This window comes from Marinifilum caeruleilacunae (assembly GCF_013141825.1).
GTDB classification, from domain to species: domain Bacteria; phylum Bacteroidota; class Bacteroidia; order Bacteroidales; family Marinifilaceae; genus Marinifilum; species Marinifilum caeruleilacunae.
Map to the genome: position 1 here is coordinate 68781 of NZ_RZNH01000006.1, position 16518 is coordinate 85298.

The window sequence follows — 16518 nt, forward strand, 5'->3', positions numbered from 1 at the left end:
TATGAAATACGTAGATGAAGTAATGGACTATTTCGATAATAAGGATAGTCCTGATGTGAAGGATTTCCTCTACAGGATTTTATCAAAGTGGAAAATATTTGTAATCTGTGGAGGATTGGGAATTTGTCTTGCCTACCTGGTAAGTAAATATTCTACTCCTGTGTATATGATGAGAAGTAGTTTGCTGGTGCATGTCGATCCTGATGAGACAAGTGCCAAGCAGATGTTCGAAGGATATCAACTGCGCGACAAGGCCAACATCCAAAATCATGTTGAAATATTAAAATCCTTTACCATTAACCGAAAGGCAATGGAGGGCTTGGAATGGAACCAGTCGTGGTACAAAAAAACATTGTTTGTAGATAAGGGATTGTATCGAAACGAGCCCTTTGAGGTGATTCAACATGATGGAACAAACCTTACAGGAATTCCTGTTTTTATTAGGCAGATCGATAGTCACACCTATAAAATTAAGGTAGACGGAGAAACTGAATTTAATGGGGAGGAAGTAAAAATAAATTTCGAGAAAGAAGGATTTTTTAACCAGGCTTTTAAGAACAAATATTTCAATTTTACCCTTAAAACCAAGCAGGCAAAAGTCAATCAGGAAGCCAATTTCTATTTTGTTTTCAACGATTTGGATAAGCTCACGCTTAAATATATGGAGAGCATGGTAATTACGGTTGCCGAAAAAAAGGCGGAATTAATTCATTTGAGAATTGATGATTCAGAACCTGCCCGTGGTGTTGATTTTCTGAATGAACTGAACTGGGAATACCTTCAATTCAGGTTGATAGAAAAGAATAAAAAATCGGAAAATACAGTTCGATTTATCGACTCCCGCCTGGAAGGAATCGTAGACTCGCTGCAATTGGCAGGACAGAGTTTTACCAATTTCAGATCGCGAAACCGAATTGTAGACCTGGGGCAGGAAGCCAGTGTGGTTGTAGCCAAAATGGAAGAATTGGAAAGTCAGCTTTCGCAGGCCGAAATATCATTGGAATATTATAAAAATCTTCTTAAAAACCTTGATGATGCAAACCAGATGAAACAGGTTGTTGCACCTTCGGTAGCGGGAATTACCGATCCAACTTTAGATGCTTTGGTAACAAAACTTACCGATTTGTATGGAAAACGCGAGGTGCTTTCCTATAGTGTGCAGGCTAAGAATCCAAGTTTGGTGATTCTGAACAAGGAAATCGATGTGATTCGACAAAGTTTAGACGAAAACCTGAAATCAATGGTGGCCAATTCGCAAATAGAGGTTGCCAGTTTAAGTGAGCGAATGACGAAGGTGCGCGATCAGTTGGCTCGTATGCCAAAAAATGAACAGAAGTTCAACAATATGAAACGCAACTTCGACTTGAATAATGAGCTGTACACCTTCCTGCTAAAGAAAAGGGCCGAGGCAGCCATTGCAAAAGCATCCAACGTATCTGATGCTCAAATTATCGATCCGGCAAGGTTGGCTACCATCATAAAAATTAAACCAAAATTGGCGATTAACTTGCTCATTGGGATGCTTTTGGGTTTGGGGTTTCCGTTCTTAATCATTATTCTCCAGGAATTTTTCAACGATAATATTCAAAGCAGGGAAGAGCTGGTAAAGAAAACCAAATTGCCAATTTTGGGTACCATTGCTCACAACAGGTATGCAAACAATTTGCCTGTTTTCCATCAACCAAGATCTGCCATATCGGAATCCTTCAGATCTTTGCGTACCAATCTAAATTATGTTTTGCCCGACCAGCAAACCAGAATAATTGGTGTTCACTCTACAATTCCGGCCGAAGGAAAGTCGTTCGCAACAGTAAACCTGGCCAGTATTGTAGCCATGAACAACAAAAAAGTATTGCTAATTGGGGCAGATATGAGGAAGCCTAAAATCGAGAAAATGTTCGATTTGGAAAACAAGGTTGGCTTAAGTACCTATTTAATTCGATACAACAAATGGCAGGAAGTGGTACAGAATACGCACATCAAAAATTTGTATTGCGTAACCTCAGGACCTGTGCCTCCAAACCCAGCTGAACTGCTCGAAAACGGAAGACTCGAAATGTTTTTGAATGCCATAAGAGGCAAGTTCGATTACGTTTTTATCGATAATGCGCCAATATCTATGGTAACAGACGGTTTCATTACCGGGAAACTGGCCGATGCCAACTTGTTTGTCCTCCGACAAGGCTATAGTCATAAGGAGCAAATTAACTTTGTAAATCAGATTGCCGAGCGGGGAACCTTACACAATGTATCGCTGGTATTGAATGATGTAAATACAAATGGAACATACAGCAATTATGCCAATGGCGATGGTTATTACTACGAGGAACCAACACCGGGAATTGTCCGACGCCTTTGGGAAAAGGTCAGCAACAATTAATAAAATATAAGGTTCGAATTCATTTCGAACCTTTTTTCTTAGCTCTAAGCCTAGAAAGATTAGATTATTTCTATAAATTTAAAGGAAGTATAACTCCCATAACTTCTTGATTCATGATTATTGCAGTTGATTTTGATGGAACGATAGTTCAACATAAATATCCACAAATTGGTGCCGAAATTCCCTTTGCCATAGAGAGTTTAATCGAATTGCAAAAGGAAGGACACCAGTTAATTTTATGGACCTATCGTACTGGCGATTTGTTGGATGAGGCAGTTGAGTATTGTGAAAGTAGAGGTTTGGTTTTTTATGCTGTAAATAAAAACTACCCCGAAGAAGAGTTCGACGAAACTGTAAGTCGAAAAGTGTATGCCGACTTGTATATCGATGACAGAAACATAGGTGGTTTGCGCGATTGGGGACATATTTACCAGATGATTTCTACCAAGGAAGATGAATATCCTCCCGAGAGAAAAACTAAAAATTCATTCTCTCGTTTTCTCGATAATTTATTTGGTGAGTAATGCTTATACAGTCTGAAAGTCTAAAGGTCTAAAAGTCTAAAAGTCTAAAGGTTGAAAGGTCTTGAAGAGAAAAATATTGCCAGGACTTGAAGTTTCTGTTGATCGCTGAATACGGATAAGCCCTGTAAGGGCGAAAAATTTTAGCCCAGGGTAAATCGAACATTGATAATCGTCGCCTCTAATATGTTTCTTTTGTGGGGATGGTCATGCGACAAAAGAAAGTTGCAGAGTCAAAAAAGTCCAATAATTTAAAAGTTGCACTGTTATTACAATCCAAGAATTTTTACCTTGAAAGCAGAATCTTAATTTTCTTTTTCTTGATTCTTTCGTTTTTAAGCCTATTGGCCAATTTCTTCCCTAATCCACGTTTTACAGCTACAAAAGAGGTGTGATCCAGTACATCAATTTTACCCAGTTCATCTTTTTGCAGCTCTCCTTTCTTAAAAAAGAACCCCACCAAATCAACTTTGTTAATTTTCTCCTTCTTACCCAAACCAATATAGAGCGTTTCCCAAACTGGAGGCGTTGGAATTTGTATGTCGTTTTTAAGCGAAAATACCGGAATATCTTCAGTAATAAATTCGGGTATTTTTTCTTCTTCAGCCACCACTATAAACGAATTTCCTTTGGCATGCATTCTGGCCGTTCTACCATTTCTGTGTATAAATGCTTCCTCTACTTTTGGCAATTGGTAGTGAATTACATTCTGTATTTCAGGGATATCCAATCCTCGCGATGCAAGATCTGTTGTAATGAGCAGGTGATTGCTCCCATTTCGAAATTTTAGCAAAGCACGCTCTCTGTCAGCCTGCTCCAGTCCGCCATGAAAAATATCGCAGCTGATATTCTGTTCCTTTAGCAAATCGGCAATTCGCTCTACTGCATCCCTGTGGTTACAAAATACCAATCCAGGCTGATCGCCCACAGTACAAATCAATCTGAACAGCGCATCCAGCTTATCTTTATCGTTGGCAATTACCTTGCGTTGCGTTAGTGCAATGGCCTTTTGTTTCGGCAGAAAATTAATTTCCTTAGGTGAATTCATCCTGGCAAATTCCGGAATTTCAATTCCCTGTGTTGCCGATGTCAATACCTTTTTAACTCCTCTTGGTAAAGATTTAATTACCTCAGTCATCTCTTTCTGAAATCCCAACTCCAGTGCTTTATCAAACTCATCCAGAATCAGGAATTTAATTCCCGAAGCATCGAAGTTTTCCCTCCGGATATGATCAGCAACTCGACCAGGCGTACCAATTAAAACCGATGGTGGATTCTGTAAATTGTTCTTCTCAATTCTCATAGAATGTCCGCCATAGCAGCAATTTACCTTGTAGTTGGTTCCCATTGCTTTAAAAACCGATTCAATTTGTAAAGACAACTCCCGGGCTGGTGATAGCACAAGTGCCTGTACACCTTCCTTTGCGGGATCTAACTCCTTAAGCATAGGCAAAAGAAAAGCCAGCGTTTTTCCCGAACCGGTAGGAGACAAAAGAACCAGGTCATTCGATTTTTTCCACGATTTGGCACATACATTCTGCATCTCGTTCAATTGCTCAATGCCAAGTTTCTTTAAAATATCTTCAGTTTTTATTTGCATGCCGCAAAGGTAATAACAATTGGCAGTATTCAGCAATCAGTAATCAGCAAACAACGATCAGCAGCAATATAACTCCTCCAGACTTTTCGACCTTTAGCCTTTTCGACTTTCAAACTTTTAAACTTTCATCTCTTTTTTACCAGAAGGAAATGTAGTAGGTTTGTGATAGACTTTATCGCTTAGCTATAACACATGACCAGTAAAGCATCGCTATTAAATTCATATAAAAAGCAGAAACACTTGCGTGGATTAAGGGAATTCCTGCCCCAGGTTTTTGATGGAGAATTATTGGATATTCAGAAGTTAAAGGCATTCCTTGGAGAGGAAAGTTATATCGACCAATCGAATTTTGAGCTGAGCTGGTTCGATAAAAACTTAGCAATCAATAAGGCAAAAGAGGAGTGCAACGGACAGTTGGTTTTTGTGAAGGAGAAATCGGCTTTATCCGATCAATCGGAAAACCTGTTTATTGAAGGCGATAACCTTGATGCCTTAAAGCTGTTAAAAAAGGATTACCAGGAAAAAATCAAGCTCATTTATATCGATCCACCATACAATACAGGTAAGAATTTTGGTTATAGCGATAACTATCAGCTTGCAAGCGACGATTACCTGGAATATTTGAATCATTCAACAATTGGCAGGGTTGATCAGTTGAAACAACATAGAATAGAAAGTGGCGAATTACACACCCAATGGTTGAACCTGATTTTCCCCCGTTTAATTTTGAGCAAAGATCTTTTGAGCGAGGATGGAGTAGTGCTGCTTTCCATCGATGAATCGGAGAAGGCCAATGCGCAACTGCTTTGCAACGAAGTGTTTGGCGAAGAGAATTTTGTAGGTTCATTTGTTTGGGAAAACAGGAGCATCAGTAACGATTCTGCGAACTTGTTTTCTACGGTTCATGAGTACATTCTGGTGTATGCCCGAAACAAATCGCAACTAAAATTCAAAGGCGAGGAGAAAGATTTTTCCAACTATTCTAATCCCGATTATGATGCCAATGGCGATTGGACACCCGATAATCCAACTGCAGCAAGTGGAAACGAAAAATCGCGATTTCCCATTATCAACCCATTTACAGGGGAAGAATATTTACCTCCCAATGGCAGGTTCTGGGCTTTCTCTGAGAGTAGAGTCGAAGAGTGGAGTAAATCAGGAAAAATGGTGTTTCCAAAAGAATTAGGCAAGCGATTTTTATTGAAGAAATATCGCAACGAACTGCGGAGTGAAAGAAAAGCCATTTCATCTGTAATTACTGATATTCCAACACTGAAAGGCACCAAGGAATTGAAAGATTTGTATCCCGATGAGATCCCTTTCAAGCACCCAAAGCCAACCGAATTGCTCATAAAACTTTTCGATCAGTTAACAGGAAATGAAGATTTTATCATGGATATTTTCGCTGGATCGGCATCAACGGCTCACGCCGTTTATAAAATGAACAAGTTGGAAGCTTCGCAGAGGAAGTTTATTTGTATCCAGAACAAAGAAATCCTTTCACAGAATACAGCAGGTTACAGGGCTGGTTTTAATACAATAGCCGATGTTGCGATAGATCGAATAGAAAGAGCAGGAAAACAGCAAACTTCTAATAATTCTGGTGTAAATTATTTTAGAATATCCTATTCAAAGTAATTTTTACTGATACGAGAAGAAAACTCCGGTGATTTCAGCTAAATGTGTAAGTGCATTTGTATGCATTCAGTTTTATTTACTTAATCCCGGTGAAAGAGCTTGAATTTATTGACAAGTTTTTTTACTTTGTGAGGAGCTTTTTTGATGATCGCATCCCACGGAACTGTTGATTAATCAGATTGAAAGCAATTGAAATACAACAAAAAACAAAAACACATACAACATCATGGCAAAAATGAAAGCTCTTGTAAAATCCAAACCCGAAAAAGGGATGTGGATGGAAGAAGTAGATATTCCTGAAGTAGGAGTAAACGACGTTCTTGTAAAAATCAAAAAAACGGCAATATGTGGTACCGACTTACACATTTACAAATGGGATGAGTGGTCGCAAAATACCATTAAACCTGGAATGATTATCGGTCACGAATATGTTGGTGAAGTTGCACAAATAGGTGCCGGGGTAACTGGTTTCGAGATTGGAGATCGTGTAACAGGAGAAGGTCATATTGCTTGCGGACACTGTCGTAACTGTCGTAGAGGACGTAAACACGTATGTGAAAATACAGTTGGTATTGGTGTAAATATCGATGGTATTTTTGCTGAATATGCTTCTATTCCAGCTTCTAACCTGATGAAAATGAGCGATAAAATTCCAGATGAAATGTTGGCCATTATGGACCCATTTGGAAATGCGACTCATACCGCTCTTTCTTTCCCTTTAATTGGTGAAGATGTTTTGGTTACAGGTGCTGGTTTAATTGGTAGCATGTGTGTGGCTGTGGCAAAATTTGCAGGCGCACGTTACGTAGTGGCTACAGAAACCAACCCATTCAGAATTGAATTGGCGAAGAAAATGGGTGCCGATCGTGTAATCAATCCAATGGAAGAAAGCCTTGATGATGTAATTAAAGAATTGGGAATGATTGGTTTCGATATCGGTTTGGAATGTTCGGGAGCACCTGCTGCATTCAACGATATGGTTGGACACATGTACAACTCAGGAAAAATTTCACTACTTGGAATTCTACCATCTCAAACCACTGTAAACTGGAACGATATCATTTTCAAGAGTCTACAGTTAAAAGGAATTTACGGTCGTGAAATGTACGAAACCTGGTACCAAATGGAGCAGATGTTAATGAGCGGTCTGGATCTTTCTCCGATGATTACTCACCGTTTTAAAGCTGACGAATTCCAGAAAGGTTTCGAAATCATGGAAAAAGGTGATTGCGGAAAAGTTATTTTAGATTGGGAATAATAATAACCAATATATATCATTGTAAAGCTCGGTTTTTTAGCCGGGCTTTTTTTTTGAAAGTTCAAAAGTCTAAAGGTCTAAAGGTCGAAAAGTCTAAAAGTCGAAGAGTCTAAAAGTCGAAGAGTCTTGAAGAGTCCTGAAAAGTGGAAGAGCCTGGAAAGGTTGAACTCTTGCTAATGGTTTATTTTAGCCCTGAAAGGGCAATTTATTTCAGCCCAGGGCAAATGAGAGAAGCGAGTGTCGCCCTGGGTAAAGGCAAATCGCCGCAATTGTCGCATCTGTAGACTATCATTATTATAATTCAATTCATGCGACGGGTACAAGTCGAAAAGTCAAAAGATCGAAAAGTCTTGAAGAGACGAAGCGTTTTTTAATCATTTGCTAATGGCAATTTGCCTAATACTTATTGCTTAAATAAACCATAAGCATGCAGCCATAAAATTATGCTGATCGCAAAAAGTTTCGATGCTTACTGCAAAAAATTGCGATGCTTACCGCAAAAAGTTTCGATCAGCATAAAATTGCATAGCCTTGCCTGAGGGCAAAATTTTCATTTCTTAAAAAATAAAAAAGGCTACATTCTCTTAAAAATGCAGCCTAATCTATTTCTTTTCGATTTCCTATTTCTTATTAGATTCTTTCTTTTTTTTCGATTCAATTTCCTTTTTCTTCAATTCGATCACTTTTTTGATACTATCGGTAGTGATGTAATTAATTCCGGTAGAATCGACAACGATACGAACACCATTGGTTTGTGAATTTACGATGGTATCGCTTTTGGTTCCCAAAACTATTTTTCTACCATCGGAAAGTATGAGTGTGGCCTGCTTTTTTCCAGGCTTTATTTTTTTATCATTAGCCAATGCATGTTGGTTTACTGGCAGCATAAAAGCTACTAAAACAATTGCAATAGCAACTCTCTTGATCTGCAGCAAACCCGTTTTTGCTCTCGTTCTTTTGCCTTTAACAGCCAATAGCTTGTTTAAAATGGCAATCTCTCTCTTCTTCATTATTTCCCCCTATGTGATTCGGCTGATTACTTGTTTTTAATAATTACACTACAATAACAGTCGATTGTCAAAAACGGGTGAACGAAAAGATGAAATTATTTGTTAAAAAACCTTTAATTTTAATATTTGAAAGTAAAATAGGTGATTTAACTTACAGATTGATAGCTTGCTCTTGCATTTCTGTCAATGGAAATTTATTCCTTTTCTGGATATTCATACGCATTTCCTTGTGTATCTACCAATGGGAGTTTAAGTTGTTTCCAAACAGAAAGACCACCTTGTAATTCATATACATTATTGAAACCCTGTTTTACCAAGGCTTTAACCGCTGCCGGACTTCTTAATTCCATACCACAATACACCATAATTTGATGATCGCGATGCAAATCTTTCAAGGCTTCTTTAAAGTAGGTGAAATCGTAAATTAGTTTGCCTCCCTTAATACGTGGTTCCGAAATATAAACGTCTCTTGGGCGAATGTCATAAATCAATACACTGTCGCAATTTACAATTAAGCGATGAAACTCTTTTGCATCAACCAGTCCGGTAATGTCTCTGTATTGAGAGTAATCTTCCATCGATTCTTCAGAACCTGAATTACTTCCGATATTTTGAGAGTCTTGCTCCTTGCTTTTATTGAAATTGCTGCAAGCAGCCAATAGAAATAATAGGAAAGTAAAATAAAGTATTCGCATTTTGTTAATGGTTAGATAAATTCTTTGTTTGCTGTAATATTTGATTTTGAAAAGTGGCTTAAAGGTATCATTTCTTCCTGCAATTTGATTTCTCGATTGGATCTAATTCATTTCATCCTTTAAAAAAAACTTCTATTTTTGCTTCAACTAACCCACTATTTTAAAGAACCACATGTCCGAATCGAAAGATATTTTAAACGAATTGCTACGTAGCGGAAGCAAGAAAGCCTACGAAGCATTCTTTAAACATTACTACCAGGATTTATTCTTGTGGGCCAATAGTATCCTCAAAAATTCGGAAGCCGCAGAAGATGTTGTTCAGGAATTTTTTATCAGTTTCTGGGAGAAGAAAAGATACAAATCTGTGAGCTCAAATTTGCAATCGTACATCTACAGGGCGGTAAAAAATGCTTGCCTGAATTATTTGCAGCGCGAGAAAAAGCTAATTCACGATATTGAAAACCTGGAGGAGAAAGAATCTGCTCCCAAAGCAAACGAACAAAGTATCGAGAATTCTCAGTTAATTTACTCTGCCATTAACGAATTGCCCGAAAAATGTAAGGAAGTATTCATGCTTTGCTGTGTTAGTGGTTATACCTATAACGAAGCCGCTGAGGAATTGGGTGTATCAATGAACACAGTTAGAACTCATATGGTTCGTGCTTTTAAAATGCTACGCGAGAAGCTAAAATCTCCTCATTTGTTCTACATGCTGTTCTTTCATAAATAGAATTCAGCTACCTACTACAAGTTTATGCCTTTGGCTGAAAAAGAAAGAAGTATAAAATGTTAGCGGCTGGTCAGTTCTCCCTTTTCAAGTGGGGATTTTGGGAGATATCTAAAGCAGCACACCTGGTAAAAAAATTCTTCTTATCAAATTAAAAACCTTGTACATCATTATTTTACGAGCTTTATTGACTTGTGAATCCGAAAGTTATATCTTGTTTTCGGGCTGTTTTCAAAAAAAATGAAAAAAACTTTCAAATCTTTTCACATCATTTAAAAACTGCCTTGTCTTAAGGGTGTATACAAGATATCTATAGATCGAAATAAATTACAAATGGAAGAAAGAATTATTGATATTATTTCCAAATCACTTGGGGGACAACCAACTACCAGCGACGAGAAGAAAGCCCTGGAAGAATGGTTGAGCGATGGAGGAAATAAAAGATTCTACCAGGGAATGCAACATTTTTCATCCGAAGCCAAAGAGTCATTAAAGGCTCGCGAAGCCAATGTTGATCGTGCATTTGAAAAGCACCTGGGCAAAATGAAAGAAAATCGCAAAACATTGCGTTTGAAAACTTTCAGGAAAGTATTGCCTTATGCTGCCTCAATTTTATTAATGGCCGGACTGTTCTCGGTAATGATGTATTTGGGGCATGAAGATCCTGGCATTTCGCAGGAAGAACAATGGCTTACGGCAATTGAGCCTGGCTCGAATAAAGCAGAGTTGGTGCTTGCCGATGGAAAGGTGCTTGATCTGGATGCAAAGCGTCGTAAGAATGAAATTCAGGAGAAGGATGGAACACGAATTAGCAATACCGGTTCGAGTTTGGTGTATGATGCCAGCTCGAAAATGAGCGAAAAATTGAGTTACAACAGCCTGGTTGTGCCAAGAGGAGGAGAGTTTCAGTTGGAATTGGAAGATGGTACCAAGGTGTGGATCAATTCAGAAACCAGATTGAGATATCCAACCAAATTCCCGAAAGGAGAGAGAGTGGTACTACTGGAAGGAGAGGCTTACTTTGAGGTAAGCAAGGATCAGAACAGACCATTTATCGTGAAAACGCAAGGTGTTGATGTTAGGGTATTGGGGACACAGTTTAATATTTCCTCTTATGCCGAAGATGAAACCATACAAACCACACTGGTTGAAGGTAGTGTTGCAGTAATGGACAGCAAAAATCCGAAAACAAATCTTCTTCTTGACCCTGGATACCAGGCAGTATATGCAAAAGCTGCCAAACAGCTGGAAAACAAAAAGGTAAATGTAGATCTCTATACCTCCTGGAAGGATGGGAAATTTGTGTTCGAGCAAGCAAGCTTGTACGATATAATGAATAAAGTTTCGCGCTGGTACGACGTAAAAGTGTTCTACCAAAATAACGAGGCCGGCGATCTTAACTTTACAGGAACATTAAAACGATACGAAAATTTAGATCGATTATTGGGCATGATAGAAAAAACAAACGAAGTGAAGTTTTTCTTTAAAGACAATACCATTATCGTTCAAAAACAATATTAAAAAGAAAGAAATTAAAGTTTCAGCTTAAAGCTGATATCAACCCAAAAAGATTGAAACCCAAGATATAGAAACTAAAAAACGGGTTTGCTACCAACAAACCCGCAATGATAATAATTACGGTATTCATCCCTGAGTGGAATCAATAGATGAATACATATGTGTAACTGTAATCCTTACAAATTTATGAAAAATTCATTTGGAATTGCCTCCTTTTTTGGAAAAAGAAGGTGGAAGAAAACTTTAATGCGTATGAAGTTACTTACAATGTTGATGCTGGTGGGCGTATTGCAACTATCGGCAAATGTGAGAGGGCAAAATGCGTTGGTAAACATGAGTATGCATGACGCTAACCTGGTAGAGTTCTTTTCGGAGATCGCTGATCAGACCGATTACGAATTTTTGTACAATCACGATTTGATTCTAAGCAAGGAAACTGTAAGTCTTGATGCGAACCAACAAGACCTTAAAGAACTTCTTGAAGATGTTTTGCACGAGCGAGAATTGGATTATGAATTGGATGATAATGTAATCATTATTTCGGAAAGACAATTTGTTGCACCAAGTGCCGAAACAGCACCAGTTGTGCAGGAAAAAACAGTAAAAGGTAAAGTTGCAGATGATTCTGGAGCACCACTTCCGGGAGTGTCCATTGTTGTTAAAGGAACTTCAATTGGTACTGCTACCGATATAGATGGAAACTATACCTTAACTTTAGAAGAAGGACAAAAAACTTTGGTGTTTTCATTCATTGGAATGCTAACACAAGAGGTGGCTTATAAAGGACAGGAAGTTCTAAATGTGACTCTTTTTGCCGATACAGAGCAAATGGCAGAGGTGGTTGTTACAGGTTATCAAACCATTGCCAAGGAAAGAGCAACGGGTTCTTTCCAAATTGTAAACTCAGAAGATTTAGATAATGTTGCATCACTGGATATTACTCAAAAACTAGTTGGTGTTGCATCGGGGGTTAAGGTAGATAAAGATGGTCAGATTGTGATTCGTGGTCAGGCAACATTAAGTGCCGAAACTCAACCTTTAATCGTAGTAAACGGACTTCCGTGGATGGGGCAATTGTCTGAAATTAACTCGGAAGATGTGGAGCAGATTTCTGTATTAAAAGATGCTGCATCTACTTCTATTTATGGTGTGCGTGGTGCCAATGGTGTAATTGTAATTACCACAAAAAGTGGTAAAACCGATGGTAAACTTGTGGTGAATTATACCAATAGTTTCCAAGTTTCAGAAAAGCCAAAATTAGATGATTTAGATCTATTAAATTCAGAGCAATTTATCGACCTGGAGTGGGAGTCATATCAAACTGCAGGACTGCAATCTTTCCCTTGGTACAACTACAAGTCTGAGGTTGGAGAGATTTACAACCAGATGCAATCGGGTGTAATTACCGAAGCTGAGGCGCAAGGACAACTGGATGTTTTGAGAGCTTACGACAATCGCAAAGACATTGAAGAAGAATTTTTTCGTAGAGAAATGACTCAGAAACACACCATGTCTTTTGCATATGGATCAGACAAAAATCAATTCTATGCATCTCTTTCTTACGACGAGAACAAGACAAAATGGGATGGCATTGAGGGAAATAATATCGCTTTCAACCTGAACGATCAGTTTAAATTTAATAAGTTATTGAAGGTGAATTTGAATGCCTATGGTAACTTCCGCGAGAACAAGAATAACGGTAGTTTTGCTTCCATGACACGCCCTTACGTAAAATTCAAGGACGAGAATGGAAATTACCTTCACGAAGCAACAGGATCCTGGGACAATGCCACCCGTGCTTATCACGAAAGTTTGGGTTTATTGCCGATGTTTTACAATCAGATTCAGGAAAAAGAACTGAAAGATGATGAATCCAGATCGAGCAATATTGCAACCAATGTTTCTGTTGATTTAACGCCTACCGATTGGTTAACAATTACAGCATCTTTAGGCTATAGTGTAATGAATGGCCGAAGCGAAGATTTGTGGAAGAAAGAATCGTACCGTGTAAGAAACTATGTGAATCGTTACACCGATATGAACATGAACCAAGTGATTCCAAACGGAGACATTTTCTGGTACGACGATATGCATTCTGCCAACCTTACCAAAAGACTACAGATGAGCATTAAGAAATCGGTAAAAGATTTCGATTTTAGCTTTAATGCAGGTATGGAGCGTAACAAGTTCGAGTCTGATAACAATATGGGCAATGTGAGATTCAACTATCACTCTCAGCGACTAACGGAGAATGTAGTGAACTGGAAAGACTTGACTCAAGGTTTTGTGAATGCGACATTTGGTTGGTCTTCTCTTTGGCAAACTCCAATGCAATACAAATCGGAAGACCGATATCAGTCAACTTATTTTATTGGGAATGTTTCCTATAAAGGAAAATACGACCTTTCGGGTAGCTGGCGTTTGGATGAAACCAACCTATTCGGACAGTCTGATGATTACCAGGATCAGCCATCGTGGTCGGTAGGAGCCAAATGGAATGTTAGCCAGGAAGATTTCTTTAAGGTAGATTGGATCAACTCTCTTGCTTTAAAAGGATCATTCGGATTGGCTGGTAATATCGATAAGTCAACTTCACCTTTCTTAATTGGTAGAGCTGGAACCGACTATTTCACTGGAAATCCAAGTTTGAGCATTACCAATCCTGAAAATCCATTGTTGAGCTGGGAGGAAACCTATACCACCAATATTGGTGTGGATTATGCATTATTTGGCAATAGAATTAATGGTAGCATTGAGTTTTACAACCGATTAACCAAAGATGTATTGGCACAGGTGAATGTTGATCCGACTACAGGATTTGGCGGTACATGGGACAAAGTAAGAAAAAACAATGGTGAGATTCTGAATCGAGGAATCGATTTGAATGTACATGCCAATATCGTGAAAACTCCTGATTTTAGATACGATGTAAACTTCAACTTTTCTTACAACTACAACGAGTTGAAAAAGGTAGATAAGCCTGCCAACAACAGAACCGATGTAATTTATGGAGATCCGGTTGAAGGTGAAGCGGTAGATTTTATTTACGGATATCGCAATGCAGGTTTGGATGCCGATGGTGAACCTCAGGTGTACAACCGAAATGGAGAAGTTGTTTTGTGGAGAGATATGACCTCCTTTGATATCGAAGATGGGAAGTTCTTTGGAAGAACAACTGCGCCAATTTATGGATCATTGAACAATCATTTTACCTATAAGAATTTCTCTGCCGATATTTTCTTCCTGTATGATTTTGGACACTACGCTCCACAATGGGAATATCCAAATCCGGTAAGAACTTCTTCAGAGAAAAATGTTCAAAACATTGTCGACCAGAGATGGAGAAATCCGGGAGATGAATTGAAAACAAAAGTGCCAAGATTAGATAACACTGCCTACAGTAGCAACGATCGTATTTCTGCAACATGGAACAGTGATTTTAATATCGATAAGGCAGATGTAATTCAGCTGAAGAGCATCAACCTGGCTTACGATTTCTCTTCTTTAATCAAGTTTACAGGAATCGAAAGCTTGAAATTAAAGTTTGGTGTGGAAAACCTGTGGCATTGGACCGCTGCCGGAAATGATAGAATTTACGATACAAGAATCAGTCGTGAATTTGAAACTGATTTAAGTTATGAGCGTTCATTTGACTTCCCAAAATTCAGAACTTTCACTTTCGGAATGTCGATGAGATTTTAAAGCCTGTTTTGTAAAAGATTAAAAAATGGAAAAAATGAAAAAATTAATATATCTGTTTCTTGTAACGGCTTTTTTATCGAGCTGTAGCGACGACTATGTGGATATCCTGCCATTTGGTAGTACAATCCCGGAGAATACCGACGATTTGGCCATGATGCTAAACGTAACCAATGATATCAATAGTGGTGGTGGAAATTTTGGAAACCAGGCCGATGATGTTGTGATACCTGATGACAGACTGGCATTTTCAAATGAATCTGCAATAAGTTCATACACCTGGGCCGATTTCATGTACAAGGAGAATGAAACAGACGACGATTGGGCAGATCAATACAAAGCCATTTCGAGAGCCAACTATGTGATCTCCAATATCGATGAGTTTGAAGTTGCCAATGAGTTTGATGTAGAAAACACCAAAGGTAGAGCTCACTTTATCAGGGCAAATGCATTATTTTATTTGGTAAACGGTTATGCCAAACATTATAATGCCTCAAGCGCATCTACCGATTTGGGTGTTCCTCTTCCTTTAGAGTTAGACATTAATGTTTTAATTCCAAGAAGCACAGTGCAAGAAACCTACGATTTAATTATTAGCGATTTGGAAGCTGCTTTGCCATTGTTGCCAGATGTTAGCAGCACAAGTACATGGGCAAGTAAACAATCAGCTTATGCTTTGTTGGGACGTGTGTATTTATATCAGGAGAAATATGAATTGTCTGCTCAGAATTCAAGGGCAGCTTTGGATTTGGGAAATACACTTTCCGATTACAATTCGTTCTTTTTATACGATCCTTCGAATGCTGCAAGAGGTTTGGGTGGATACGATTCCAATAAAATCTCGAACGAAGAAAACACCTATGTAAACGAACAAGGTTGGTATAGAACATCTTTGTTCTTGTCGGATGAATTGGTAGCTGTTTTCGATCAGGCAAATGATTTGAGATTCCGTTATTTCATTTCTGATGTAGATCAGACGGGTGCACCACAACCAAACTATATTCCGGTAAATGCAGGTAGAACGCCATGGTCTGGAATCAGAATGCCGGAAATTTACCTGAACTATTGCGAGGCCTTAATGAAACAAGCTTCACCAAACAGTACCGATGCAGTTGCTTATTTAAACATGCTGAGAGCGAAGAGGTACGATGCTGCAACTTATGCAGACTTTACCCATGCTGATGATGCTTCAACATTGGCAGAAATTATGCTTGAACGTCGACGTGAACTTCGATTAACTGCATGGCGCTGGTTCGATATGAAACGTTTAGGACTTTCTCACTCGAGAACAGTAAACGGACAAACCTACACCATTAATGCTTCTTCGGCCAACTATGTTTGGGCAATTCCTTTAAATGTAATTGCAATTAATCCGTTGGAACAAAACGAGAGAGGTTTATAAACAAACAATTCAAAGGAGCCATAGTGCTCCTTTGTTTACCACTCTGCCCACTTCTAATAACTCTTACTCT

Annotated in this window: 11 protein-coding genes; 8 read left to right on the forward strand and 3 right to left on the reverse strand. The window is 38.5% G+C overall.

The genetic code is table 11. The features are described from left to right. The first annotated feature begins 1 nt into the window (after position 1). Together ELS83_RS05685 and ELS83_RS05690 are read left to right on the forward strand one after the other, a co-directional pair. Complete coding sequence (locus ELS83_RS05685) at positions 2–2380, forward strand: GumC family protein (RefSeq protein ID WP_171594568.1); 2379 nt, start codon at positions 2–4, stop codon at positions 2378–2380. A gap of 113 nt (positions 2381–2493) precedes the next feature. Next, entirely contained in the window at positions 2494–2904 is a 411-nt protein-coding gene (locus ELS83_RS05690; RefSeq protein WP_171594569.1) for a BT0820 family HAD-type phosphatase, read from the forward strand. A 283-nt stretch (positions 2905–3187) separates the two neighbouring features. Here the strand turns inward: ELS83_RS05690 and ELS83_RS05695 are convergent, their stop codons facing one another. Then, positions 3188–4501, reverse strand: coding sequence for a DEAD/DEAH box helicase (locus ELS83_RS05695; RefSeq protein WP_171594570.1), 1314 nt, complete (start codon positions 4499–4501; stop codon positions 3188–3190). A 192-nt stretch (positions 4502–4693) separates the two neighbouring features. On the opposite strand from ELS83_RS05695, the gene ELS83_RS05700 reads away from it, so the two are divergent. Beyond that, positions 4694–6139 (forward strand): site-specific DNA-methyltransferase, encoded by a 1446-nt coding sequence (locus ELS83_RS05700; protein WP_171594571.1) that lies wholly within the window; start codon positions 4694–4696, stop codon positions 6137–6139. A gap of 226 nt (positions 6140–6365) precedes the next feature. Then, entirely contained in the window at positions 6366–7397 is a 1032-nt protein-coding gene (gene tdh, locus ELS83_RS05705; RefSeq protein WP_249414411.1) for an L-threonine 3-dehydrogenase, read from the forward strand. 620 nt (positions 7398–8017) lie between these two features. Here the strand turns inward: tdh and ELS83_RS05710 are convergent. Together ELS83_RS05710 and ELS83_RS05715 are read right to left on the reverse strand one after the other, a co-directional pair. Beyond that, positions 8018–8407: a hypothetical protein gene (locus tag ELS83_RS05710; RefSeq protein ID WP_171594572.1), complete on the reverse strand. Its 390-nt coding sequence runs from the start codon at positions 8405–8407 to the stop codon at positions 8018–8020. 194 nt (positions 8408–8601) lie between these two features. After that, entirely contained in the window at positions 8602–9102 is a 501-nt protein-coding gene (locus ELS83_RS05715) for a rhodanese-like domain-containing protein (protein WP_171594573.1), read from the reverse strand. A gap of 172 nt (positions 9103–9274) precedes the next feature. Between ELS83_RS05715 and ELS83_RS05720 the strand changes: the two genes are divergently transcribed. From ELS83_RS05720 to ELS83_RS05735, 4 genes are all read left to right on the forward strand, one after another. Next, positions 9275–9832 carry an RNA polymerase sigma factor gene (locus tag ELS83_RS05720; RefSeq protein ID WP_171594574.1) on the forward strand — a complete coding sequence of 186 codons (558 nt, stop codon included), beginning with the start codon at positions 9275–9277 and terminating at the stop codon, positions 9830–9832. 330 nt (positions 9833–10162) lie between these two features. Continuing rightward, positions 10163–11350, forward strand: a complete 1188-nt coding sequence (locus ELS83_RS05725; RefSeq protein WP_171594575.1) for a FecR family protein — start codon at positions 10163–10165, stop codon at positions 11348–11350. Positions 11351–11533: 183 nt separating this feature from the next. Continuing rightward, on the forward strand, positions 11534–15049 hold the full coding sequence (locus ELS83_RS05730) for a SusC/RagA family TonB-linked outer membrane protein (protein WP_171594576.1): 3516 nt from the start codon (positions 11534–11536) through the stop codon (positions 15047–15049). 34 nt (positions 15050–15083) lie between these two features. Further along, entirely contained in the window at positions 15084–16448 is a 1365-nt protein-coding gene (locus ELS83_RS05735) for a RagB/SusD family nutrient uptake outer membrane protein (RefSeq protein WP_171594577.1), read from the forward strand. Positions 16449–16518: the final 70 nt, after the last annotated feature.

Excerpts from the sequence above, each read along its gene's own strand:
- ELS83_RS05715 (WP_171594573.1), bottom strand. The coding sequence starts at position 9,102 with ATGCGAATACTTTATTTTACTTTCCTATTATTTCTATTGGCTGCTTGC.
- ELS83_RS05725 (WP_171594575.1), top strand. The coding sequence starts at position 10,163 with ATGGAAGAAAGAATTATTGATATTATTTCCAAATCACTTGGGGGACAA.
- tdh (WP_249414411.1), top strand. The coding sequence starts at position 6,366 with ATGGCAAAAATGAAAGCTCTTGTAAAATCCAAACCCGAAAAAGGGATG.
- ELS83_RS05720 (WP_171594574.1), top strand. The coding sequence starts at position 9,275 with ATGTCCGAATCGAAAGATATTTTAAACGAATTGCTACGTAGCGGAAGC.
- ELS83_RS05730 (WP_171594576.1), top strand. The coding sequence starts at position 11,534 with ATGAAAAATTCATTTGGAATTGCCTCCTTTTTTGGAAAAAGAAGGTGG.
- ELS83_RS05685 (WP_171594568.1), top strand. The coding sequence starts at position 2 with ATGAAATACGTAGATGAAGTAATGGACTATTTCGATAATAAGGATAGT.
- ELS83_RS05700 (WP_171594571.1), top strand. The coding sequence starts at position 4,694 with ATGACCAGTAAAGCATCGCTATTAAATTCATATAAAAAGCAGAAACAC.
- ELS83_RS05695 (WP_171594570.1), bottom strand. The coding sequence starts at position 4,501 with ATGCAAATAAAAACTGAAGATATTTTAAAGAAACTTGGCATTGAGCAA.
- ELS83_RS05710 (WP_171594572.1), bottom strand. The coding sequence starts at position 8,407 with ATGAAGAAGAGAGAGATTGCCATTTTAAACAAGCTATTGGCTGTTAAA.
- ELS83_RS05690 (WP_171594569.1), top strand. The coding sequence starts at position 2,494 with ATGATTATTGCAGTTGATTTTGATGGAACGATAGTTCAACATAAATAT.
- ELS83_RS05735 (WP_171594577.1), top strand. The coding sequence starts at position 15,084 with ATGAAAAAATTAATATATCTGTTTCTTGTAACGGCTTTTTTATCGAGC.